The following is a 24046-nucleotide window of genomic DNA, read 5'->3' as shown; positions in this document are numbered from 1 at the left end:
GATCCACGCGCCAGGCAGCTGGGGATTGACACCAAGTTTTTCGCGGACGCGAAAATTACCCTTTGCGAAGCATCTGGGCTATGCGGGCCGCTCCAATACAATCACCATCGTGCATCAATTCCTCTTGCGATTGGAAGGCTTCACGCCACCCTTTCAGCCGCGCTTTCATTACGCGGTCAAATAGCGGAGGGACCAACGCCAAAACGAACATCACAGGGTAGGAGGCGGGGAGGGTAAGCGCCCCCCTTGGCAGGGTCAATTTGTAGAACGGCTGGCGCTGATCGAGGTGGTGTTGACCGTGATAGGCATGATTTAGGGTAACGCACGCTTGCATCCAGCAGCCATCCTCCCAAGCAAAACCAAAGTCTTGCAGTTCTGGCGTATACCGTTGCGACAATCCCCAATGCTGCAAATATGTGATGGCTTGGATGGAAAACGCAGCCCCGACTACTTCGGCTGCATAGAAGACAAGTCCTTGCCATCCTGCCACGCTATAGAAAGCGGCCGCTATGGCGGCCGGGATGAAAACACGCCTCAGCAGTCGATTGGAAGTCCAGGGCAGCTCCAACCGCTTCAAGCGGGATGTTTCATATTCCCATGCGTCTCCGAAGGTTCCGGCGTAGCGCGTTAGAGCATAGTGATAAACCGACTGCCCCGGTTTGGCCGCGTCGCCCCCGATGAAATGCCCGGTTCTGGCGTGGTGACTAGCATGTTCCTCCGGGAAGTGGAAATAGCCTATCGACGCATCGAGCAGGACCCCTAGCGTGCGATCCAGTCGGCCTCCGGCGTGGACCAACTCATGTGCAACAGCAGTGTTCAGCGACACCACTATCCAAAATGCCAAGCCTACCCCGACATATTCCAGGGACGTGAGTGATTGGCTACCAAGCAACCAAATAGTCCAAGGCAGCAGCACTAACCACGCGCCGAAATATAGCCGGGGTACGCTTCGTAGATAAGCGAGAAGACGAGGGGAGGGAGCAGTGTTCGCGGGTGACTCGTCGTTGCCTACATATATACGCGCCACCGGCAGCGCGACGAAGAAAAATAAAACCGCGAGCCAGGGGAAGCCTACCAAGACGCCTATGACAAATAACAACTGCGGCAACAACGCCAACACGTACCCGGCGTTTTTGATGTTCCTGCTACCTATGGACATATTTTCCCCATTGACCCGTTGGCATCGCGATCAGTACCGCCTATTCGAGTATTCCTACAGCCTCGGCGTGTCTGACAGCTTGTTCTATTTTATCAACGTCAAATTTTTCTTTAATCGTGTTGAGTTTCTTGTAAACAGCAGCGAGCTTTATATCGTAGATAGCAGCAATCTCGCAAGCAACTTTCCCCTTGCGCGCTAGCTGTAGCATTTCAACGTCAGTTTCAAGCAAGCTATATTTGCGCATCGCCTGTTGGCGTAAACGGGCATTCCACCACAAAAGCAACTCGGTCCCTAGGGCACCATACTGGACGCGCTTACGCATGAACTGCGGTTCAGCTATGTCTTCAGGCTCATCTGAACCCACGTACAGCAACCCCATACGCTTACCCGAACCCATCGATGTGTGCGTCGGGATGACCAAGCCGCTCCGAAAGCCCAGCTCGGCCGACGCTCGCATCATTTCCGCCTGTCCGCTAGTTTGTACTTTGATTTTAGACCCTAGAATCGGCGCACTGTTCGAGCGCGCATAGTCGAAAAAAGGGTCATTCATGGCCCACATACGCTTGCTGTACAACTTACACAACTCGGGACTGCACCCGATAAAGTACCGAAGACTCTCATTATTGTCACAGAAGACTGTCGGCAACAGCGTGGTATAGACAAACCACTGTCCACCCAACAACTCAACCACATCTTTGACCAGCGCTGCGGCTTCAACTTCCGTAGTGCAATAAGACAAATCTGCGATGGCGTCCATAACATCATAGACTTCGTGCATGATACCCATAGGTAATCCTTTCATATCCGCCGTTTTGCCTTACGAATCTATATAGAGATTGGTTGCATCGGCCGAACGGTCAGACAAGGGTTTATAGGTACGGTTCCCTTCCAAGAGGCAAATAATGCATAACACTTTGTCAGGACGAATGTTTATCTATATGCGATAACTGAATATCAATCGTCCTCCTCAAGGACTCCAAGGTCATTAAAAGAGCTGCCACAAGAACCGCAAGCTGAAAGTGCTACTGCTTCCCATGTCGGCGCCGTCTTATAGGCGAAGACAGTCTCGGCGGTACACTTTGGACACTCTTGTATCAAAATATGGAATGGCTTGTCGCATGATTCACATTTAAAATCGTGTAACTCATTCGCGGCTAATAGTTCCATCTCGTCAATGTAATGATGTGCGCAATGCGGGCATTCGAACTTGATATCACTCATGTGTTAGCTCCTACGGACAAAAGTCCAGTCTTCAATAGCAATTTCAACATTCTTACAATCGGGGCAAGTGTCTTGGACAAAAGAGACAGCATCAGCTAGATTGCGCCACGTTTTTAAATCACCTCGGCTAGTGAAAACGTCAAAACATCTATCAGGATCACGTATTTTGATAGCGATTTGCCACAGTCCAGCAGTAGGCGATTTAATCTCAACAGAGTAATTTCCGCGATTAGTTTCAGCTATCACCAATACTTCTTGTTTATTCAGACCCATTTTGATTGTTTTTTTAAGTTGCTGCCGCCAGAGAGCAGGATGGAGCATTTTACCGTATCGTTTGTAAAAATCTGGTTTTGCTCATTCTTAACCAACAAAAATCCTAAAGCAACATCTGGGGCTTTTTTTCGCGTACGCGAAAAAACCGGGATGCCCATTCCGGAGCGCGGTCGCTTACGCTCCCTTGGTCGCTGCGCGACTGGGCGATGAAGCCGCCCACCCCTCCAGGCCACGCCTAGCCAACCCCAACCCCAACCTGTGCATACTTGGTGACGCCGCGGTGCTCCTGCAGGAGTTGGCCAGTCACCAAAACGCGGCATGAGGCGCGGCGTTGAAGTGTTTTCTTGGTGACGCCGGCGCGCACCAGGTCCGCGATCGCTGTCACCAAAAATCGATTGGTGACGCCAGGCCGTCGCCGGCGCCGCGATCGTGTCACCAAACCCCACGATTCGATCCCTCGACGTTCCGGGCCTGTCGCATCGGGGCTGGCCGGGGTCGGCCCGGCCAAACCCGCCCCTACATGCTCCAGCGTGGCAGGGGGTGCCGTCCTTCGGCGGCATCCCGACATTCGTCGGGACTTGAGCCGCCCCCGTTTGCTTTGCTCATCCGTTCTTAAAACCGGCTTGGCAGTACCGGGGTAGAGGGCGGCCAGCGGCAGGGAAGGGGGGCGGGTGGTCTCGCATGGCTCATATATTGGCTATTTATATTGGCTATTGCTTTGTCAATTTCAATTTAAATAAATGTAGGACATTAATTCTTTATGACAACCTGAAAGGGTTGTCAAAGGTGTTGTCATGAACTATAATAATTACATGGTGAACGAAACGAGTCACCTGTTAAAAAACCTAAATCAATGTCAACGTAACCTAAAGGAAATGACCATGTTAGCTACCAAATTTGCCCGCAACCTGTCGATGATCCGCTCGGTAACGCCCCTGAGCAACGACCAGATCATGCGCGTCGCACCGTCGATCTTTGCTGTCGAAAAGCACACCAGCCGTTCAGACCGCTACACCTACATTCCAACCAGCATTGTGCTGGAGCGCTTGCGCAAAGAGGGCTTTTCGCCGTTCATGGCGTGCCAATCGAAACCACGCGATGCATCGAAACGCGAACACACAAAACACATGCTGCGCCTGCGCCACGAAAGCCAGATCGTCAGCAAGGAAGCCAACGAAATCGTCCTGCTGAATTCCCACGACGGCACCAGCAGCTATCAAATGCTTGCGGGTAAATTCCGCTTTGTGTGCGCAAACGGTCTGGTTTGGGGCGACACCACAAGCGACGTTCGCATCCGTCACAAAGGCGACATCGTTGACAACGTGATCGAAGGCGCTTTCCGCGTGCTGGAAGACTTCGAGCTGCTGGACGGCCAGATCGACGGCATGAAGTCGTTGACGTTGAGCGAAGGCGGGCAACTTGCCTTTGCCCGTGCAGCGCTGGCCCTGAAATACGATACCGACGTTGCCCCGGCCCCAGTTACCGAACGCCAGATTTTGACCCCGAGGCGCATCGAGGACCAAGGCAGCGACATTTGGAGCACCTTCAACCGCGTGCAGGAACACATGATCGACGGCGGTCTGCGCGGTCGTAACGCAACCGGCCGCCGCATGGAAACCCGGCCAGTGACCGGCATCGATACCAACATCAAGTTGAATCGCGCTCTGTGGGTTCTGGCCGAGGAAATGCGCAAGCTGACCGCCTAACCGGAATGCGTTAAAGGAGGAAGGGCGCAAGCCCTTCCCCTCCAAATCAACAGGAATCGTACGATGAAACCCAACGATACGAAGTTAGCAGCAGCGCCGGTACAAACGATTTACGTGGGCGAGGAATTGACCCGCTGCCCAAGCTGCCGCACCCGAACCGAATTGCTCGCGATGTGCGCCGCCAATGTGCGCCGCGAAGGTTGCCCGACATGCGGCCAGCAATTCGATGTGGTGGATGACGACGAGGATTGAGCCAGCGTGCGGCAACAGGGGCACATCATGACATCGAAGATCAAGTTTTTTTCTCAGCAGCATAAGAAGCGCGCCCGCTCTACGGCAAAACGCCTGAAAGCGATGATGAAGAAATACCGCCGTGATCCCGCCGACAATTTCGGCGTCTTGAGCGAGGCGGCCGCTCTGGCGGTTAAGGCTTCGTACTATCTGCGGGAAGCCGAAGCGGCAGGGCGGATCATTCTCACGGACCACGGCGAGCGCCGACAGGTTTTTTTGAACAGCATGCACGTTTGACCGACGCACACTAGGAGAACGAAATGTCTACCTTACACGTCCCACCACTAGCGCAGGTCGAGCAAATGATAGGCGAGTGCCTAATCACGCTACCAAGCGGCACCGTTACGGAAGCACGACGAGATGAAGTCATCGCGGCATGCGCCGGGCCGGTCATGTTGCTGATCGAAGCGGTGCGCTTGTCCGGTGCCGCTGGGCCTGATTGCGAGGCAGTGCTTATCTGCTGCATCCGCCGTCTGTACGCTCAGGCCGAGGATGCGCGCCGCGTCGACCACTTCGCCAACCTGATGACCAAATTGAACCAGTTCCGCGAAGGCCCCACAAGCCCATAAAATTGGTGACACTCGAAGCGCCTGGCGCAGCTGGATCTGTCACCATTCTACTAAGTGAGACAAATATGACTAAGCCTATGAAAATCGTTACCACTGTTGCCGCCGTCGCCGCAACCCTGCCGGATATGATCGGCAAACTGGACACCGAGCTGAAGGAATTGGCGGCACAGATGGCCGTCTTGAAGAAAGCCGGGTTGATCTACGCAAATCCGCATATGAAGGACGGAAAGTACCTTGTCCTGCTGTACCCCTCGCAAGCTGGCGACAAGCGAGTCCGCGAGTATGTCGGCAAAGACCCGCAGAAGGTCAAGGAGGCGCTAGAGGCAATCGAACGCGCTAAGGAGCATGACGAACTGGGCCGCCAGCACGAACGGCTAGAGCAGGTCTTAGCGCAAGGCCACCGCAGTTTGCAAGAGGCTGCGCGTATTTTGTCCACCCGCAAGCTGTACTAACCCGGTTAACGATATAAGGAGGCGCTATGTATAAATCAGAAACACAACCTGTAAGCCCATACCATACTGCACGGGAGTGCGGCCGGTTCGTCGCCATTGCGGCCGCTACCCTCATCGGTGGAGGTGCGGCGTTGGGCAAAGTGATGGAGGAATACGACGCCATCGCGGCCGCCCTTAGTTACGCATGGGTGACGGCGTGGACGGCATTTGTGTGGACGATTACTGTTGGCGGTAGTTTTTGGGGCAGTGTGACAGTGGCCGGGGTAGCGATGGCCGCCGTCGCTTGGTCAAAATGTGTGCGCGCGAAACTGACAGCCGGGCAGGGGGCACGCCCTTTGTTTGTGACGTGCATCATTCTCAATTGGGCAGGCACCGTAATATTAGCGATTCTGGCAATAAAATTGTTTGGCACGGATGCCGTTACGTCATACCAAACTACGGCTAGGTACATTGTCAACGCTGGCGTCATACTCCGATTTCTCGTGTTCTCTCATGAAATGATGGATCGATACTTGCCCCCCGTTGAACAAACCAATTCCCAACGGCAGCATCGGGACGCCCTATCGGTGGAAAAACGCTTAGCGTTTGCCGCTCGCCTCAAAGAGTGGGGACTGCGACAATGGGAGCGTGAGCGCGTGATGGCCGTCTTCAATGTACACGGCGAAGCGGCAGCGATTGAGGCTGCACGGAGCCACAGCAAGAACATACCAGAGTGACCCCTGGACTTGACTGTTGATTACATCCCTGATGAGAACGATATGAGCAAAGTACCTTTTTACAAGCGCTATTTAACCCCGTTAGTTTATAAGAAATGGTTCGACCCAACGATAGCTGTGGTTCTTGTTGTAATCGTTGGTTCTATTATCTGCTACAAGCTGGATCAACATGAGCAAATGAACAACCGTGAATGGGCTGCGGGCGTTGCGAAAGTGAACAAGTATCAGGATGTGGTCGTACCCCGACTGTTCAAGTCATGGTCGGAAAATGTCGTCCGCAAGGATGGTTCTATAGAGCGCTGGGCGGGCATGAACTCAGAGATAGTTTTTATTGATTATGTGCCATCTTGCCGGAAGTTTTCTGAACGGGAGCCGGTCCCTTGCTGGACAGTGTATGCAAAGACCAAAGGCACAGCGCGTTATTTCACAGTTGATGCCGAGGTCAATCAAAACTGGAGCATCAAATTTGTGCCACAGCACAAGGAAATTACCCTACAGTCAGTGGTAGCTAAAGCTGTTCAGTTGGGGCGGGACGATGTTGTAAAGCGGCTATCCGTTGCAAAGACAGACGCCTAGCCTGGGGGCGTTGGCCGGGACTGCTCCCGGCCAACTTCTCTGCGAACCATTCGATACCGGTGGCAAGGTGCCAACTGGTTTCCAAATCAACGTAATGCTGAATATGCCCGATTTTCGCGGGCGCGAAAATGCACTGAGAGACAAACCGATGACTGCGATTGAAGACGACGATAAAGCACCCAGCGCCGCTGATGACGTCAATGATAGCGTTTCCGAACCAACGTTAATCGAGAAGGCTAACGCGCTGGCGGCAAAGGCGTTGGCGCAGCCCAAAAAGCGCCGCGCCACCAAGAAGCTGACACCGCGAGCATTCGACAATATCCAGCTGAATTTATTCCGCGATTATCTTGTCAATAACGACGACGAGCGTTCCCAGCTGAGTAACACGTTTGACCTATGGGACAGCGTACCCAAGTATTCGGTATCGCGCCAAACAATGAGCAAGATGCGTAGCACTGACGGCAACCTCAAGTTGTTGAAACATGATTTTCACTACCGGGGAAAAAAATTCCGTGCTGTGATCCAGCCCGCCAAAATCGAGGTGCCCAATGCTACGGGCGAACTAGTGGAAATGGATTTCTATCCAAGTGCGAATGAAGAGTTGATCGAGGACGCTTTGCGGAAGATCGCTACCGATCAGCAGCAAGGTTTTTTCGACAAGGATGACTATCGCAGCGGCGTCATGTTCTCGTTGCATGCGCTGCGCGAGGAATTGAAGCGCCGGGGCCATGCGCGCTCGTTTCAAGAAATCATGCTCAGCTTGCGCATCATGGCAAAGAGCAACATAGAAATCATCGACACCAGCGAGACAGGCGAGGGCGTAGCCCTTAGCAACTACCTACCCGCGCTGGCCGGTGTGACACGTGCGGATCTAAACGCCGACGCGAATGCAAAGTGGGTCGCGCAATTTCACCCGCTTGTCACGCGCAGCATTGACGAACTGACATACCGCCAATTTAATTATCACAAGATGATGTCTCATGACACCCAGTTGGCGCGCTGGCTACACCGGTCAATCGTGTTGAAGTTCACCTTTGCGCAACTGGGGCGATCTTTTGAAATGCGTTTCTCGACCATCAAACGCGATAGCGCAATGTTCACAGGATACGCAGAGGGTTCGACACGGCTCGCAGTGAAGGCGCTGGACGATGCGTTTGCTGAACTAACACCGCACATCATTTTGCTGATCGATAAAAAGATCGTGCGAGGCGACCGCAACAAAATTCTGGATGTCATTTACACGTTCTCGCCGTCGCATGAGTTTGTCAAATCCGTCAAGGCAGCAAACAAACGCATCAACATAGCGGAAGAACGACTCGGCCGCCCTGTTAGGGGCATCGCTTAAAGGTAGGTTCTACTTACACATCGAATCGTGGTGACGCGATCGCGCCGGCGCCGGCATTACGCTGTCACCAAATTGGCGACAGCAGCCGCTCTCCTGGACGGCGTCCCAGTCACCAAGACAATACAAAGTTCGGTGACTGGCCAACTCCTGCAGCGACTTTTCTTTGTCCCAAATGCCCGGCGATACCGGTAGGTTTGGTTACAGGAGTCGGGAAGTGGCGGCACCATTTGCCAAGCAGGTAGGTTTGGCTTACAGGTGACGCCATTGGACCGCCCCATCGAGCACGTGATAGGTTGCCGTTTTGGTAGGTTTAGCTTACGCATAGGTAGGGATAGATTACAGGTGGCGGGATATCGCCGTAGGTTTAGCTTACGGTTCCAGGTAGGTTTAGCTAACGAGTCATTTTTTTGTGGATTTTCAGAGACTTATCCACAGGCAGCGCGGTAGGCATAGCTTACAGTTCGCGGAAAGGCAGGTAGGTTTAGCTTACGGGTAAGAGAAAACACGGTAGGTTTAACTTACAGTACGGCAGCCGCCGTGATCGCAAGCTCCAAAATCACCGTTTCAGGCATATAGGGGATGTCCTAAAAAGAGGTGCCATGGTAGGTTTTACTTACGCTTCCGCAGCGCAAGTTATTGATTTGCAAGCCCTTATAGGCCGTTTTTTCGGCCCTAGCCTTTTCAGCCTTTCCTTTATCCTTCTTTAGCCGTTTAAAAGAGGAGCGCGGGGTAGTAAAAATAGGCCCCCATCCTTCAGATGGGAGGCAGAACCGCCCGCAAGCGGGCTGGACGACCCCCATAGAATAACTACAAAACCAGCGCCGCAAGCGGCGACGTTAACCCCAGAAAAACCAGTACGCAACCGACAACGGTACGCTCGGTCTAAGCGGCCCGACCGGTGCGATAAACCCGCCCCAGTCGCCCTGGCCTTACGGCCATCCCTACGGGACGCTAAGACCCGGATAAATCACGCCCGCCCGGTCGCAAACCCCGCGACCGGCCGCCCGCTCAACCGGGCTGGTGTGCCAGCCTCGCAGCAAACGATATTGACAAAATGAATTCAGCAAAAGACGTCTACAGGAAGAGGGGTCGCTTGGCCGCTGGTGCTACAGGGCTCTCAGCGGGCCGCCACGCGTCGTTTGCTTACCACCGTGGGGCGATGGGTATGGTGACTTCAAATAATCGCTCTACGGGCCTGTATTGATAGGGTTTTCCGAGGACTGAGACAGCGCCTTGCACGCAGCCGGATTTCCGCGTATTCTTCAAATGATTAACTCTGAATACAATCAATAACGACTGCGGATAAGATGGCAAAAGCCCCCTATATTGAAGAACACCGACTGAAGCACATGCTAAAAGTTGCGGCTGTAAGTGGCGAGCTACCAGTGCGCAATGTCGCGCTGCTGATGTGCGTGTACGGCACCGGCATGATGCTGACCGAACTGGCCCGGTTGCCCCTGCGTGCATACCTGAAGGCCGATGGCTCCGTGCTGGATGAATCCGCAGTGCCTGCGGAGATTGCGTACAACGGCAGCGAGCGCCCACTGTACTGGTCCAACGTCAAGCTTGTTGCAGCCATCGACAAGTACCTCGCCTATCGCGTGGAACACCACCATCGCGTCACGACTCGCAAGGCCGCATACAGAAGCTTGGACCCGGACGCGTCGATATTTCTCACCGATGAAGGCGAGCCGTACAAGCTGACACAGAGGCGCACCGGCACGGGCGCAATCAGCTATTCGTGCGACAGTCTCAGCCAGCTTTTCCGCAAGCTGCACTTGCAGGCGGGCGTCGAGGGCGCGAGCGCGATGTCCGGTCGGCGCACGTTTGCTGTTCGCCTGAACAACAACAATATCGACCTCAAGCACATCAAGGTTTTGCTGGGCTTGAAGACGCTACAGGCCACTAAGGCGCTGATTGATGCTGACCCGGTAAGGCTGGGCAAGATCGCAGCGAGCGTGTTCTGATGCCGAAGAGCCAGCTTACGCAGCAGGAGTTTTTGCGGGACGCCATGCACCGCCTCGGTATGACGCGGGACGAATTCGCCCAGCGGATCGCAGTCAAACGTAAGACGCTGGATAACTGGCTGCTGCCGCCCAGCGAATCAGCGCGAGGCATGCCGGATATGGCGTGGAAGTTCATTCAAGAGATTTTGGACCGGGAAGTAAAAAGCGCTTGACTACCCCCATTGAGGGTATATAATGATCTACATGGAAGCGCAATCCAGCGCGGCGAAATGGGAGAAGAAATGAACGTCGAACAAAAAGGCCGTCTTATCTGGGCAATCATCGCGCACCTGAAATTTCATGCTCGGGAGCAGAAGAAAGCCTTTGACGAAGGCGACACGTTCTTTTCGTTGGCCTTTAAATCCGATGACGACTTGCAGCGCATTGCACGCCTCACTGGCGTCTAACCGAGAAGGAAAATATTGTGATCGACGTCCCTGACCAATATCGAAAGCAGTACCTGGAAGGCGAGCAGGCCGCGTTCGATGAGGAACCGCATTCATGCCGTTATGCGGTCGGATCGGAAGAGGCGTATTGGTGGAATCGCGGTTACGAGACCGGCGAAGATTTGAACGAAGAACTGGCGCAGTAGCGCCCAAGGAAAACGCATGAAAAACAAATCAATCGCCTCCCTGTTCGTTGATGCGCCCCAGCCTGCACCCGCGCCGGTCAAGCCGTCCCGGTGGGTTCCATTGGCGCAGCAGTACGGTATGTCTGTAGATTTCGGGGTGCAGTGTGTAAGCGTTGTCGGCGCGGATGTGATCGAATTTTGGGGCGATTGCTTTACTCACCAGGATGTTGGCGCGGCTGTGCTGGAAGTGGCCGGCTCGATGAAAAAAATGGCCAAGCCAGATTTCAGCAGCGACGCATTCAACAAACAGGCCGAGCGCGAGATTTTGCGCAGTGGTTTGATCGGTCCTCGCGACCGCAACTAGAGCAGACCGGAAAATACCCTGACCGTCGATAACCGTAACCCGGAGGATTCATGTTAAAGCGAAGCACGAAAGTTATGTGGATGGGTATCCCGCTGACTTGGCTTATTTTTATGACAGAAGCAAAGATGCTATTAGGCGAACTCTTGTTTTATGGGATCATAATTCTAGGGTTCGTGATGTTTCTGGCGGGCATTGTGCTCATGATCTTTGATCGTGAATTTAGTGGCGAATAGCTCCTACAAACTTCCGCCGGTTATCAAGAAACTGTGGGCCACCGCGTTAGCAAACCGTCTTAGCCGCATAGAAAACTTCGCTGACGCGAAAAAGGAAATCATGTCTCATTCAAAAGCACTCTTGGGTTCCGCCATATTCATCATCGCCGTGATGGGCGTCATGAGTTACATATTCAGCTTACAACCGACCGACAAAGATGCACAGACAATGATCGCTTTGTACAGGTGCAAGCCCACGAATGAATTCGTGGGCAAGGATGCCGATCGATTGTATCTGTGCGCCAACGGTATCAAGTACAAATACGAAGCCTTCAGGCAGTTTGCATACCAACAAAAGAAGGCATCCTAAAGGACCGAGGAAACTACTGCGGGGCGATCAACTGGTTCCGCCAGGGCCGCAAGTTCATGCGCGGCACTCTCCCTTAGTAGGCCGAGAAATCCTGCGCCGGCTGGCGCGCCGAGCTAGTCGGACACTAGCGCAACGCAGTTAAATTTCGCGGACGCGAAAAGGAGGATGCGATGTCTCGACTAGTAAAAATGGGGAAAAATGAGCTATTGGGTTTTGCTTTGATAGTAGTGCTTGACTTCATAGTCTGTTGGTTCCTGTCATTTAAAATGGGTTGGAGGGTACTGCATTTCGATTCGAACGATTCGTTCCTAATTAGCTTGCTGGTGTCTGCATTCGTTCTCGTTACCGTAGCTGGTGGGATGGACGCATATAGCAAGATAACAAGTTCAAAGCCCGAAAAATCCGGTCGATAAAAGTCTAAGGAAAATTTCCATGAACATACTTCAAGCATTGTGCGGTGTTGGCCTCTGTGCCCTGGTCGTAGCGAATGTTTTGCGAAATCGACCCAACGTCGCTGCGGTTATTGCAGTTATCGGGGTGGCGGGTTGGGTAGTCGCATCTAAACTGTAACAAGGGAGAATCCCCCTTGGAGTCAAACGAAGGTTTAGCAGCTAAATTTAGCAGACGCGAAACAAGGAAGATAGTATTAAAGGATCGTTTTTGATTTGTGCATTCTTGCGGGACTTCAAATACTCGCAGTAGAGTAAACCTGCGCTTTGGCGCCCGCCACCTGGACGGTCTCCGGGATGAGGAAAAAGCATGATGAGCAGACAAATAAATAACCAAAGTTCCGAAAGAATTTCGTTTCTTGAGTTCGCCTTGTTGTTCGCCAGTTTGGGGGTTTTTCTATTTTTCGTTGGCGGGATAGCGTATATGACAGGCAGTCTGCCGTCAGAACTAGATTCTCCCCTATTTCCGTATTTCATTTTCATTTGTGGTGCGGTTAGTGTTGCCATCTTACTAGGAGTCGCGATTTCTTCGCCCACAACCAACCCTCGTGGAAGTAACTAAGCAGCAAACTTAATAGGGAAAATGCCATGTGGATCGGAATTTTTGTAGTGGTTGCTGTCGTCATCTGTTGTTTGGCCTGGGCTGTGACCAGCGATTTTGGGGGTAAAAGGTATCCCTTGTCATTCCGTGTTAAACGCGGATCGACGGAAGCCTATGAGGTAGCCGGTCTCGTCCAAGTAACTGACTTTTTAAGTGGTCGCGGATTGGTCGCGGGTTCGCCTGAATGGGAAGCCGCGCTCGCTGGTAACCCCATTGACGTCGATGGGGTTTCGGTGCATTTCATACCCGTTGGCCACCGCGTTAGCAAACCGTCTTAACCGAGAGGAAAATCAGCGTGGTCACAACGGACGAATCGACAGCGCTAGATGCCATCAAGGACGCGCTAAAAGCGCGCCAGCGCGCACGCGAGTTAAGCGAGCGTGTTGGGTACGGAAGCTTGGTCGTCGGCCCGCTGGTGGACGCGCAGCGCGAGGCGCAATATGCTCTCGATACTGCACTAGGCCGGAACTAAGGATAAACATGCCAGGAACGACTGACATAGCGATTTTTAGAATCGCCCTCAAAGAAGCGGAAGACGAACTTCACCAGCTCGGCCAAAAGCTCGCAAATCATGGCTTGGGGAATAGCACCGTCGCAAAGTCACTGGATGTAGTGCGCATTGCGCTATACGGTTCTGATGGCGCTGGGAATGGATTGGAGTCCTTTGACCAAGCATGTTCGACGTTACGTGCTCTAAGGACCATAGAAACCGAGCTACCGGATAACAAGGTTAAATAGAATAGCCAAAATGTGTCTAGCCAAGTTAAATCGACTCAGGTATTTTTAGCCATCCCTTAATCAGATGGCTAAATTAGGTATACCCTTAATGGCTAGTTGATAGTTAGTTAATGTTGGTATAATTTGTTTTATTCTCCTACTTCTCAAAGATTGATGATGTTGCCACCTCTCACTGTAGGCCGCAGGATCGCAGCGGCTGTAGGCATTTTTTTCGGTATGTCAGCTTTGGGTGGCCTGATGTTGGGTGTCATTTTCAGAAGACGACGGCACCAACTGACTGGGTTTGGCACCTGTTGTGCAGACGGTTCCTGGCAGCCAATATCAGTAGTCCTCTGCACCAATCTCGTCTATGCTCAATACTCCTGTGCACGAAAGTGAGGTCAGGGTATGGCGTCAGATACACTCGGAATTACCGAGCGAGGGGTGGCTACCCTGCCCAGCGAGGCATGGGAGATGGCCAAGCTCAGAACGGACATCATCGGACCGCTGGCGGCGCTCGAAATCGTCGGCCATCAGGCCGCCGATGCCGCTGCTCACTCATTGGGCTTGTCTCGGCGACAGGTGTACGTCCTGATCCGCCGCGCTCGGCAAGGCACCGGACTTGTGACGGACCTCGCGCCAAATCAGTCAAGCGGTGGCAAAGGCGCGGGCCGTTTGCCAGAACCGGTCGAGCGCATCATTCGCGAGCTGCTGCAAAAGCGTTTCTTGACCAAGCAGAAGCCCAGCCTGGCGGCGCTCCACCGCGAAGTCACACAGGCTTGCAAGGCACAAAAGCTGCGGGTTCCCGCGCGCAACACCGTAGCCTTGCGGATTGCCTGCCTCGATCCTCTCAAAACCACTCGCCGCCGAGAAGGCCAAGATGTCTCCCGCGACCTGCAAGGTGCCGGTGGCGTCCCGCGGGCAATCACCGTGCCGTTGGAGCAGGTGCAGATCGACCACACCGTCATCGACCTGATCGTGGTCGATGAGCGCGACCGGCAACCGATTGGCCGCCCGTACCTGACCATCGCCATCGACGGATTCACTCGCTGCGTGCTCGGTATGGTCGTCACACTGGAAGCCCCATCCGCCGTTTCGGTCGGCCTGTGCCTCGCGCATGTTGCCTGTGACAAGCGCCCTTGGTTGGAAGGGCTGAACGTGGAGATGGATTGGCCGATGAGCGGCAAGCCTAGCTTGCTCTACCTAGACAACGCGGCCGAGTTCAAAAGCGAGGCCTTGCGCCGTGGCTGCGAGCAACATGGTATCCGGTTGGACTATCGTCCGCCCGGGCAGCCGCACTACGGCGGCACCGTGGAACGGATTATCGGCACGGTGATGCAAATGATCCACGACGAATTGCCGGGAACGACATTCTCCAATCCCGACCAGCGCGGGGACTACGATTCCGAAAACAAGGCAGCCCTGACGTTGCGTGAACTGGAGCGCTGGCTCACATTGGCGGTCGGCACCTATCACGGCTCCGTACACAACGGACTGCTCCAACCGCCGGCCGCGCGCTGGATCGAGGCCGTGGCGCGTGCCGACGCACCGGCCATCATCACCCGCGCCACCGCTTTCCTGGTCGATTTCCTGCCCATCATTCGCCGCACGCTGACGCGCACCGGATTTGTCATTGACCACATCCACTACTACGCCGATGCGCTGAAGCCGTGGATCGCACGGCGTGGCCGCTTGCCTGCTTTCCTGATCCGGCGTGACCCGCGCGACATCAGCCGCATCTGGGTGCTGGAACCGGAGGGGCAGCACTATCTGGAAATCCCCTACCGGACCTTGTCGCATCCGGCGGTCACCCTCTGGGAGCAACGGCAGGCGCTGGCAAAATTGCGGCAACAAGGGCGTGAACAGGTAGATGAGTCGGCGCTGTTCCGCATAATCGGCCAGATGCGCGAGATCGTGACCACCGCGCAAAAGGCCACGCGCAAGGCGCGACGTGATGCAGATCGGCGCCAGCACCTCAAAGCGTCAGCTCATCTGGACAAGCCCGTTCCGCCGAAAACGGACATTGCTGACCCGCAGGCAGACAACCTGCCACCGGCGAAACCGTTCGACGAAATCGAGGAGTGGTAGCTGTGGACGAATATCCCATCATCGACGTATCCCACCTGTTGCCAGTAGCGCAAGGACTGGCCCGGCTACCGGCGGACGAACGCATCCAGCGCATTCGGGCAGATCGCTGGATCGGCTATCCGCGAGCGGTCGAGGCGCTGAACCGGCTGGAAACCCTGCATGCGTGGCCGAACAAGCAACGTATGCCTAATCTGCTGCTGGTTGGCCCCACCAACAACGGCAAGTCGATGATCATCGAGAAATTCCGGCGCGCTCATCCGGCCAGCGCCGATGCCGACCAGGAGCACATGCCGGTGCTGGTTGTGCAGATGCCGTCCGAACCGTCGGTGATCCGCTTCTACGTCGCGCTGCTCGCGGCGATGGGTGCGCCATTGCGTCCGCGCCCACGGCTGCCGGAAATGGAACAATTAGCGTTGGCACTGCTACGTAAGGTTGGCGTGCGCATGCTGGTGATCGACGAGCTACACAACGTCCTGGCCGGCAACAGCGTCAACCGCCGGGAATTCCTCAATCTGCTGCGATTCCTAGGCAACGAGCTGCGTATCCCGCTGGTCGGAGTCGGTACGCGCGACGCCTACCTGGCCATCCGCTCGGATGACCAGTTGGAAAACCGGTTCGAGCCGATGATGCTGCCTGTATGGGAGGCCAACGACGATTGCTGCTCATTGCTGGCCAGCTTCGCCGCTTCGCTTCCGTTGCGACGATCTTCCGCGATTGCCACGCCGGACATGGCGCGCTACCTGCTCACGCGCAGCGAGGGCACCATCGGCGAGCTGTCTCACCTGCTAATGGCGGCCGCTGTTGCCGCCGTAGAGAGTGGCGAGGAAACGATCAACCACCGCACGCTCAGCATGGCGGATTACATCGGCCCTAGCGAGCGGCGACGCCAGTTCGAGCGAGAGCTGATGTGAAATCGACACCACGCTGGCCGCTGCATCCGGCACCCATAGAAGGCGAAGCTCTGTCCTCATGGATTAACCGCGTCGCCCTTTGCTACCAGATGGATGTGCATGACCTGCTGGAACACGACCTCGGCCACGGCCAGGTCGATGATCTGGATACTGTGCCACCGCTGTCGCTGCTGACGGCACTTTCCCAACGAAGCGGCATCAAGCTGGGCCAGCTGCGCTGCATGAGTGTCGCCGGTTGGGCGCCGTGGCTGCTCGATAGTCTCGACGACCGGCTTTCGGCCGCTCTAGAAACCTATGTGTTCCAGTTCTCGGTATTACTACCGAAGCGCAACAGAAAGACCAGATCGATCACGAGCTGGCGCGCGTGGTTGCCCAGCCAGCCGATCCGCCGGGCGTGCCGGCTCTGCCTGAACGATCCAGCGAATCGGGCCGTACTGCTCGTTTGGAAATTGCCTCTGACATTGAGCTGTCCACTGCATGGTTGCTGGCTGGAATCCTATTGGGGCGTGCCAGGACGCTTTCTCGGCTGGGAGAGCGCCGACGCTGCGCCGCGCACGGCCTGCGACGCGATTGCGGCGATGGATCGGCGCACCTGGCAAGCCCTCACAATGGGGTATGTGGAATTGCCGCGCCGCCGAATTCATGCCGGTCTCTGGTTCCGGCTGCTGCGCACGCTCCTTGATGAACTGAATACCCCACTTTCGCAGTGCGGAACCTGCTCCGGGAGTATCCACTATGTCTGGGAACGCTGCGGCCATCCGCTGCGCGCCGGGCAAAGCCTGTGGCGTCCCTACGAAATTCTGAACCCAGCGATACAGTTGCAGATGCTGGAGGCGGCGGCCACCGCCATTGACCTGATCGAATCGAAGGTGTTGAGACCGCGCGGGGAACAAGCAGCACTGTTCTTGCCGGAGCCGCAAACCGGATTCACCAACGGTCTGTCCGCGAAGGAGCCCAAGCAGGAACCCGTGAACTACTGGCAGGAGATGATCAAGGCGATCAACGAAGCGGTCGCCGAGGCGCGACACAATCCGGAGACGGCCCGTTTTTTGTTCGCGCTGGCCGCTTATGGGCAGCAAGATCCCGAGTCTTTGGATCGCTTGCGTGTCACGTTGGCCAGGGAGGGCATTCCTTCAGAATTTCTGTCACATCATGAACCTGATGGACCCTTTACATGTCGTAGAATAAATGACGCGTTAAGTGACTAATTTTGACGCCCTGATCGTTTGGGCGCACACTGTCACATAATCGAACGTATACGTGACGGGTGAAAAGGTGCTGATCGGCTACATGCGGGTATCGAAGGCGGACGGATCCCAGTCCACCAATTTGCAACGCGATGCGCTCATCGCCGCTGGTGTGAGCCTTGCGCACCTTTACGAGGATCTGGCCTCGGGCAGGCGCGATGATCGCCCAGGGTTGGCTGCTTGCCTGAAGGCGCTTCGTGAAGGGGACACGCTGATCGTGTGGAAGCTCGATCGGCTTGGCCGTGATCTGCGCCACCTGATCAACACCGTGCACGACCTAACTGCGCGTAGCGTGGGCCTGAAGGTCCTGACCGGTCACGGTGCGGCGGTCGACACGACGACTGCCGCCGGCAAGCTTGTGTTCGGTATTTTTGCCGCGCTGGCCGAGTTCGAGCGTGAGTTGATTTCCGAGCGAACAGTCGCTGGACTTATCTCGGCGCGCGCTCGCGGCAGGAAGGGGGGCGCCCCTTCAAGATGACCGCCGCCAAGCTACGCCTGGCGATGGCCAGCATGGGGCAACCGGAAACCAAGGTGGGCGATCTCTGCGAAGAACTCGGGATTACCCGGCAGACGCTCTACCGGCACGTGTCGCCCAAGGGCGAACTGCGGCCAGACGGCGTAAAGCTGCTCTCCCTCGGTTCAGCCGCATAAATGGAGGCGACCTGGAACGGGGCGCTGTTCAGTGCGGCAACGATCCGATTACCGGTGTCGACCCAGAGCAGCCGTAGAGCTTTTGGGAAAGCTGTCGTTCAACGCTTAGTTAATGGGCAGTTTGTAAGTTGCGCTTGCGATAAACTTTCCGCAATGATTCACCAAATGCGCGACTTACGAACTGTCCCAGCGCACGCAGTGCGCGAATTCAACGCCTTGTTGTAAGCTGGACGTTAGTTGTTGCTACAAAGTGCAAACTCTTACGAAAACCGCACCCAATTATTTTGTTCAACGCGCGGACTTGATGGAGCTGTAGCCAAGCGCGATTCACTTTAATTCAATTTCAATTTTTACTAACACTCGGCGAATTTAGCATGCCAGTGAAACCTACGTGAACTTTCAGCACTCGACCACAGGTTAGACCGGACGGCAGGTGATGTAATAGAAACTGCAAACGCTTTTCTTCACAACACCAACCAAGTGCGATAACAAAACTAAAATATTACCTTACAACGCCAAGTTCAGCCGCAGTTTGTAAGTTGGTTTTTTGTGGGTACTTTTGCGTAGCAAAACCACAAAAAAGCAACTTACAAACTGTCGAGCGCACGAAGTGCGCGGTGCTGGAACGACTTGTTATAGCCGCTCTTGGGATTTGACAGTACGCAAAAAGTTTTCAACATCTTGCTTATAATTATCTTGAACATAACCATTTTCACAATTAGCGTGAACATAACCGCCATATTGCATGCCCAGATAACGAAAAGTGTCTTTTAATGAGCCAAGAAACGAGCTATCAGCATCGGCGCTAATTGAAGTACATACAATATAAGCTGTTTTTCCGCGCAACCGTCTGCCTATATCCTTTAACTCATCTAAGTCCAAAAAATCAGATGTTCTGTCAATAAAGGTCTTCATTTGAGCACTGGGGCTATACCAATACACAGGTGTTACAAAAATGATTTTTTCGTACCCAAGAAGTTTATGTATTACTGGAAGAAAATCATCGCCAATATTCTTGTGATCGTAGTCATAGGGCGTTATATTTTTTTCAGAAATATCAACCACCTCCATTCCAAGCTCACCCGCTATCCAGTCAATAAATTTTCCTGTATTCCCATTACGTCTTGCACTCGCAAAGACTGCTATTACATTACTCAATTGGAACTCCTTTTAAAGCTATAACGCTTAGTTAATGGGCAGTTTGTAAGTTGCGCTTGCGATAAACTTTCCGCAATGATTCACCAAATGCGCGACTTACGAACTGTCCCAGCGCACGCAGTGCGCGAATTCAACGCCTTGTTGTAAGCTGGACGTTAGTTGTTGCTACAAAGTGCAAACTCTTACGAAAACCGCACCCAATTATTTTGTTCAACGCGCGGACTTGATGGAGCTGTAGCCAAGCGCGATTCACTTTAATTCAATTTCAATTTTTACTAACACTCGGCGAATTTAGCATGCCAGTGAAACCTACGTGAACTTTCAGCACTCGACCACAGGTTAGACCGGACGGCAGGTGATGTAATAGAAACTGCAAACGCTTTTCTTCACAACACCAACCAAGTGCGATAACAAAACTAAAATATTACCTTACAACTTTGTTTTAGGGCGACTGCCCTGCTGCGTAACATCGTTGCTGCTCCATAACATCAAACATCGACCCACGGCGTAACGCGCTTGCTGCTTGGATGCCCGAGGCATAGACTGTACAAAAAAAGGGTATCCGGATTTAATGGTTGATGGGGCTCCTTCACCCCACCAACCTTATACCACCCTCAGATGGTTGATAGATCGACCCCGTAATTGAGTTCCTCTGCGAAATCCGACAGTCCGTAACAGATGGTTTTCTTGTAGAATGGAGAGACCTTCGCAGTTGAGGCCTTCTTCTTGTGCTTCGTGGTGTAGAGCATTCGTGCCCGCATCACCTCGAAGGAGTAACCACGCCCTTCACGGTTCTTGTCCTTGGCCAGTCGGTTGATGGATTCCGTGTAAGCATTGGTGACGGGCATATCCGTCTCGAAGTAGGTCATGATCTCTTCGCGCCAGTTGCCCACCGCTCTGACCAGATCGCTCCAGATTTCCTTCTGGCCTTTCGGGACGGTGGCTATCCACTCGTCCAGGGCGGCTTCTGCCTGGGAGCGCGTGATGGCATCCCAGATGCCGTAGAAGTGCTCCTTGTGCTCGTAGGCGGCCAGCAGTTGCGGGAATGCGCCTGTCCAGGTCTCCATGATCAGCCGCTCTCGGTCTGAGACTTCGTGAGCGCGTTTCAGCAGGATTTTCCGGTCTCCCTTGAGGGTTCGGCTCTGGGAGGGTTTCAGCTCCTTTCTTAGGCCCTTGCGCACCTTCTCCAAGGCATCATTGGCCATGCGCACCACATGGAATTTATCGACCACGATACGGGCCTGTGGTAGCACCGTCTTGACCGCCGTACGGTAGGGGTTCCACATGTCCATGCTGACGATCTCGACCTTCTGCCGGTCTTTCAGCTTCATCAGGTAGTTGGTCACCAAGTCCTGCCGGCGGGTGGTCAGCAGGTCGAGCAGGGTTCTCTCCTCGATGTTGGTCAGAATGCAGCGGTAGCGCTTGTTCAGGTACAGCTCGTCTATACCCAGAATGCGAGGCGTCTCGAATCGGTGCCAGCGCCCCAGGAACTCGGCGCGAGCGCTGAAGATGTCGCGTACCGTCTTCTCGTCCAGGCCAGTCTGCGCCGCCACGAAGGTGTAGGGGTGGTTGAAGGATTCTTTCTCCACGTACTCATGCAGCCGCCGCGTCATGCGGAAGCCGTCCACCATCTCCGGTAGCTGGGGCCTGAAGGAGGTCTTGCAGGCCCGGCAGGTGTACCGGCGACGAACCACCCAGAGGGTGACCCGCTTGCCGTGGATGGGCAAATCACGATAAGGAACATCACGCTTGCCGAACCGCACGATTTCACCCTGCACGCCACATTTCTCGCACGCGATGGGATCGGGTGCGTCCACCTGGAAGTGCATTTCGTCGTCTGTCGACTTGGAGTCCCTGACCTCATAATTTGAGAGGTTAATAAGGCCAGTAACGAGACCCATCATTAATAACCTCGATGTCAGGCGCTGGATAGTTTCATTAACACCAACCCTGAAACAATGAGGATCGCAGCAATGATTCTCGCTGCATTAACCGGTTCAGCCAAAAATGCGATTCCGACAAGAAAAGCGCCTACAGCTCCTATTCCCGTCCAGATTGTGTAGGCAGTTCCGAGTGGAATAGTTCGCATGGCGACTGCTAACAGCCAGAAGCTGGCCACCATTGTAGAAATCGTGATGATCGATGGTAAGAGCCGACTGAAGCCATGAGATTGCTTCATTGTGTAAGCCCACACAATCTCAAGGACACCGGCAACGAGAAGATATACCCAAGGCATTGACCCCTCCGAAATATAACGGGGCCAGGTCGTCCTGGTCATTACTTCCCAAGGTGGGGGAGGTCGTCCTCCTATAGATGGACTGATACTAACCCGCGAAGGGTGTCAGCAGCGGTTGTAAACTGATACAAGCAGCGATTGAAAACTGATACACCGTTTTGAGATGATGGCTGCTTTGCGGAGCGGCCTTGAAACCCAACGAGGTATACGTGGAAATTCAGTTATTGAGTAAGCATGGGTTGAGTCTGCGGCGCATCGCCGCCGAGGTGGGCTGCGCGGTGAACACGGTGCGGCGGCACTTGGCACTAGAGGCAGTCCCGAAGTACGAGCGCAAGGTCAAGCGCCCTACGAAGCTGGCGGCGCACGAGAGCTATCTGCGCGAGCGCCAGACGGCAGCGCAGCCGAATTGGATACCGGCCAGCGTCTTGCACCGCGAGATTGTCGAGCGTGGCTACCAAGGTGGTCTCAGCCAGTTGCGTACGTTCATGCGCTCGTTGCGTCCGGCGCTGCCGGTCGAGCCCGAGGTGCGCTTCGAGACGGCGATGGGCGAGCAGTTGCAGGTCGACTGGGTCGAGTTCCGCAAAGGCAGCGCGCCGCTGCACGCGTTCTGCGCCACGATGGGCTACAGCCGCGCCAGCTACGTCGAATTCGTCAGCGACATGAAGGTGGCCACGCTGATCGGTTGCCACGAGCGCGCCTTTGCCGCGTTCGGCGGCGTGCCGCGCAAGGTCCTGTACGACAACATGAAGACGGTGGTGATCGAGCGCGACGTGTACGGCGACGGCCAGCACCGCTACCATGCCGGGTTCCTGGACTTTGCCAAGCACAGCGGCTTCATCATCAAGCTGTGCCAGCCGTACCGGGCCAAAACCAAGGGCAAGGTCGAGCGCTTCAACGGCTACCTGCGCCGTTCGTTTTACGTGCCGTTGGCGAGCCGCCTTGCCCAGAGCGGTTTGCAGCTCGACGTCGTGACGGCGAACGCCGAGGTGGCGCGGTGGCTGCGCGAGGTGGCCAACGCGCGGGTGCACGGCACGACGCAGGAGCAGCCGGTGGTGCGGATGGCGTTGGAAGTGCCGCACTTGCAGCAACTGGCGCCGCCGTGGCGTGGCGACGTGGCCGCCGCGCGGCCGCAGCTGGCCGAACCGGAGACGCCGCTACCGCGACCTGCCATCGTGGCCGAGCGGATCGCCGAAGCAGCGCCGGCGCAGCACCCGTTGGCGGTCTATGAGCAGTTGCTGATGAACGTCAAGCAAGGGGTGGCGGCATGAACCTGCAATATGAACGGATCGCCCAGATGTGCGAAGCGCTCAAGCTGTCTTTTGTCGCACAGGGCTACGGCGCAGCGGCCCAGCAGGCGGCCAAGGACGAGATAGCCTACAGCGACTTCCTGGAGGGACTGCTGCGCGAGGAAATGGCGGGACGGACGGTGCGCAAGCAGAGCATGATGACGCGCTTGGCCGGCTTCCCGGCGATCAAAACGCTGGAGCAGTTCAACTACGACTTCGCCAAGGGCGTCAAGCGCAGCCAGGTCGAGGAACTGGCCGGATTGGGCTTCATCGAGCGCAACGAAAACGTGGTGCTCGTCGGCCCCAGCGGCGTTGGCAAGACACACCTGGCGATGGCGTTGGGGTACAAGGCCACGCAGGCCGGCATCAAGACGCGCTTCATGACGGCGTCCGATTTGCTCCTGACGCTAACGACGGCGCACGCGCAAAACAGCTTGAAGACGGTGATGCACCGGGCCATCAAGACGTACAGGCTGCTGATTATTGACGAAATCGGCTACCTGCCGATGAACCGCGAACAAGCCAACCTGTTCTTCCAGGTGATCGCGGCGCTGTACGAAAAAGGCAGCCTGATCGTGACAAGCAATCTGCCGTTCGGGCAATGGGACGCGACGTTTGCGCAGGACGCAACGCTGACGGCAGCGCTGCTGGACCGCTTGCTGCACCACGCCCATATCGTGCCCATAGCTGGCGAAAGTTACCGGCTGAAGCATCAGCGACAAGCAGGAATTGTGCAGAGTATCAGGGGCGACCAGGCTGCTTGACCGGGCTACGAAAAGAGGAAAAATCCAGCGCGTGCTGGTGAAGGAGGTGTATCAGTTTTAAATCGCTGCGAGCGCCAAAACTGTATCAGTTTTCAATCGCTGTTGAC

The 24046-nt window shown here is 55.0% G+C and carries 27 protein-coding genes and 1 pseudogene; 20 read left to right on the top strand and 8 right to left on the bottom strand.

Annotation, left to right across the window (positions count from 1 at the left end; translation table 11 throughout):
* Positions 1-55: 55 nt before the first annotated feature.
* From AC0IYS_RS00140 to AC0IYS_RS00125, 4 genes are all read right to left on the bottom strand, one after another.
* The gene (locus tag AC0IYS_RS00140) at positions 56-1159 is read right to left on the bottom strand and encodes a fatty acid desaturase (RefSeq protein WP_471703293.1); all 1104 of its coding nucleotides are present in this window, start codon (positions 1157-1159) and stop codon (positions 56-58) included.
* Positions 1160-1199: 40 nt separating this feature from the next.
* Entirely contained in the window at positions 1200-1946 is a 747-nt protein-coding gene (locus AC0IYS_RS00135) for an autoinducer binding domain-containing protein (protein WP_471703292.1), read from the bottom strand.
* A 167-nt stretch (positions 1947-2113) separates the two neighbouring features.
* A complete protein-coding gene (locus tag AC0IYS_RS00130; RefSeq protein WP_471703291.1) occupies positions 2114-2380 on the bottom strand; it encodes a hypothetical protein in 267 nt (88 codons plus the stop codon).
* A gap of 3 nt (positions 2381-2383) precedes the next feature.
* Positions 2384-2701 carry a hypothetical protein gene (locus tag AC0IYS_RS00125; RefSeq protein ID WP_471703290.1) on the bottom strand — a complete coding sequence of 106 codons (318 nt, stop codon included), beginning with the start codon at positions 2699-2701 and terminating at the stop codon, positions 2384-2386.
* Positions 2702-3534: 833 nt separating this feature from the next.
* On the opposite strand from AC0IYS_RS00125, the gene AC0IYS_RS00120 reads away from it, so the two are divergent.
* The 14 genes from AC0IYS_RS00120 (at position 3535) to AC0IYS_RS00055 (ending at position 11831) form a co-directional block, all read left to right on the top strand.
* Entirely contained in the window at positions 3535-4359 is an 825-nt protein-coding gene (locus tag AC0IYS_RS00120) for a DUF932 domain-containing protein (RefSeq protein WP_471703289.1), read from the top strand.
* 63 nt (positions 4360-4422) lie between these two features.
* Positions 4423-4611 (top strand): hypothetical protein, encoded by a 189-nt coding sequence (locus tag AC0IYS_RS00115; RefSeq protein ID WP_471703288.1) that lies wholly within the window; start codon positions 4423-4425, stop codon positions 4609-4611.
* A gap of 27 nt (positions 4612-4638) precedes the next feature.
* Entirely contained in the window at positions 4639-4887 is a 249-nt protein-coding gene (locus AC0IYS_RS00110) for a hypothetical protein (protein WP_471703287.1), read from the top strand.
* A gap of 23 nt (positions 4888-4910) precedes the next feature.
* A complete protein-coding gene (locus AC0IYS_RS00105) occupies positions 4911-5219 on the top strand; it encodes a hypothetical protein (protein WP_471703286.1) in 309 nt (102 codons plus the stop codon).
* 77 nt (positions 5220-5296) lie between these two features.
* Complete coding sequence (locus tag AC0IYS_RS00100) at positions 5297-5671, top strand: hypothetical protein (protein ID WP_471703285.1); 375 nt, start codon at positions 5297-5299, stop codon at positions 5669-5671.
* Positions 5672-5697: 26 nt separating this feature from the next.
* Positions 5698-6387 carry a hypothetical protein gene (locus tag AC0IYS_RS00095; protein ID WP_471703284.1) on the top strand — a complete coding sequence of 230 codons (690 nt, stop codon included), beginning with the start codon at positions 5698-5700 and terminating at the stop codon, positions 6385-6387.
* A gap of 42 nt (positions 6388-6429) precedes the next feature.
* Complete coding sequence (locus tag AC0IYS_RS00090; RefSeq protein WP_471703283.1) at positions 6430-6963, top strand: hypothetical protein; 534 nt, start codon at positions 6430-6432, stop codon at positions 6961-6963.
* On the top strand, positions 6944-8308 hold the full coding sequence (locus tag AC0IYS_RS00085; RefSeq protein WP_471703282.1) for a hypothetical protein: 1365 nt from the start codon (positions 6944-6946) through the stop codon (positions 8306-8308). Before AC0IYS_RS00090 ends, AC0IYS_RS00085 begins: the two co-directional genes overlap by 20 nt.
* Positions 8309-9615: 1307 nt before the next feature.
* Positions 9616-10275 (top strand): site-specific integrase, encoded by a 660-nt coding sequence (locus tag AC0IYS_RS00080; protein ID WP_471703281.1) that lies wholly within the window; start codon positions 9616-9618, stop codon positions 10273-10275.
* A complete protein-coding gene (locus tag AC0IYS_RS00075) occupies positions 10275-10487 on the top strand; it encodes a transcriptional regulator (RefSeq protein ID WP_471703280.1) in 213 nt (70 codons plus the stop codon). Before AC0IYS_RS00080 ends, AC0IYS_RS00075 begins: the two co-directional genes overlap by 1 nt.
* Before the next feature lie 69 nt (positions 10488-10556).
* On the top strand, positions 10557-10721 hold the full coding sequence (locus tag AC0IYS_RS00070) for a hypothetical protein (protein ID WP_471703279.1): 165 nt from the start codon (positions 10557-10559) through the stop codon (positions 10719-10721).
* Between the two features lie 17 nt (positions 10722-10738).
* The gene (locus AC0IYS_RS00065; protein ID WP_471703278.1) at positions 10739-10906 is read left to right on the top strand and encodes a hypothetical protein; all 168 of its coding nucleotides are present in this window, start codon (positions 10739-10741) and stop codon (positions 10904-10906) included.
* A gap of 16 nt (positions 10907-10922) precedes the next feature.
* Positions 10923-11249 carry a hypothetical protein gene (locus AC0IYS_RS00060; RefSeq protein WP_471703277.1) on the top strand — a complete coding sequence of 109 codons (327 nt, stop codon included), beginning with the start codon at positions 10923-10925 and terminating at the stop codon, positions 11247-11249.
* 213 nt (positions 11250-11462) lie between these two features.
* Positions 11463-11831, top strand: coding sequence for a hypothetical protein (locus AC0IYS_RS00055; protein ID WP_471703276.1), 369 nt, complete (start codon positions 11463-11465; stop codon positions 11829-11831).
* 617 nt (positions 11832-12448) lie between these two features.
* Here AC0IYS_RS00055 and AC0IYS_RS00050 read toward each other — a convergent pair.
* Positions 12449-12817: a hypothetical protein gene (locus AC0IYS_RS00050; protein ID WP_471703275.1), complete on the bottom strand. Its 369-nt coding sequence runs from the start codon at positions 12815-12817 to the stop codon at positions 12449-12451.
* A gap of 1255 nt (positions 12818-14072) precedes the next feature.
* Between AC0IYS_RS00050 and AC0IYS_RS00045 the strand changes: the two genes are divergently transcribed.
* From AC0IYS_RS00045 to AC0IYS_RS00030, 4 genes and pseudogenes are all read left to right on the top strand, one after another.
* Positions 14073-15686, top strand: coding sequence for a Mu transposase C-terminal domain-containing protein (locus AC0IYS_RS00045; RefSeq protein WP_471703274.1), 1614 nt, complete (start codon positions 14073-14075; stop codon positions 15684-15686).
* A 2-nt stretch (positions 15687-15688) separates the two neighbouring features.
* Positions 15689-16597, top strand: coding sequence for a TniB family NTP-binding protein (locus AC0IYS_RS00040; RefSeq protein WP_213355006.1), 909 nt, complete (start codon positions 15689-15691; stop codon positions 16595-16597).
* A complete protein-coding gene (locus AC0IYS_RS00035) occupies positions 16594-17805 on the top strand; it encodes a TniQ family protein (RefSeq protein WP_213355008.1) in 1212 nt (403 codons plus the stop codon). The genes AC0IYS_RS00040 and AC0IYS_RS00035 overlap by 4 nt, the downstream gene beginning before the upstream one ends.
* Positions 17806-17887: 82 nt before the next feature.
* A pseudogene (locus tag AC0IYS_RS00030) lies at positions 17888-18495 on the top strand (recombinase family protein).
* Between the two features lie 633 nt (positions 18496-19128).
* Here the strand turns inward: AC0IYS_RS00030 and AC0IYS_RS00025 are convergent.
* The 3 genes from AC0IYS_RS00025 to AC0IYS_RS00015 all read right to left on the bottom strand — a co-directional run bounded on the left by AC0IYS_RS00025 (position 19129) and on the right by AC0IYS_RS00015 (position 21889).
* A complete protein-coding gene (locus AC0IYS_RS00025; protein WP_079384242.1) occupies positions 19129-19653 on the bottom strand; it encodes a flavodoxin family protein in 525 nt (174 codons plus the stop codon).
* A 614-nt stretch (positions 19654-20267) separates the two neighbouring features.
* Positions 20268-21557, bottom strand: a complete 1290-nt coding sequence (locus AC0IYS_RS00020) for an ISL3 family transposase (protein ID WP_023343400.1) — start codon at positions 21555-21557, stop codon at positions 20268-20270.
* A gap of 14 nt (positions 21558-21571) precedes the next feature.
* Complete coding sequence (locus AC0IYS_RS00015; RefSeq protein WP_032429244.1) at positions 21572-21889, bottom strand: DMT family transporter; 318 nt, start codon at positions 21887-21889, stop codon at positions 21572-21574.
* 188 nt (positions 21890-22077) lie between these two features.
* Here AC0IYS_RS00015 and istA point away from each other — a divergent pair, with 188 nt between their 5' ends.
* Together istA and istB are read left to right on the top strand one after the other, a co-directional pair.
* The gene (gene istA, locus AC0IYS_RS00010) at positions 22078-23157 is read left to right on the top strand and encodes an IS21 family transposase (protein ID WP_471703273.1); all 1080 of its coding nucleotides are present in this window, start codon (positions 22078-22080) and stop codon (positions 23155-23157) included.
* On the top strand, positions 23154-23939 hold the full coding sequence (istB, locus tag AC0IYS_RS00005; protein WP_471703272.1) for an IS21-like element helper ATPase IstB: 786 nt from the start codon (positions 23154-23156) through the stop codon (positions 23937-23939). Before istA ends, istB begins: the two co-directional genes overlap by 4 nt.
* Positions 23940-24046: the final 107 nt, after the last annotated feature.

This window comes from Duganella sp. AC237 (genome assembly GCF_979254035.1).
Note: the sequence above shows the minus strand (reverse complement) of the source record. Positions and strands in the feature narration are given on the sequence as shown.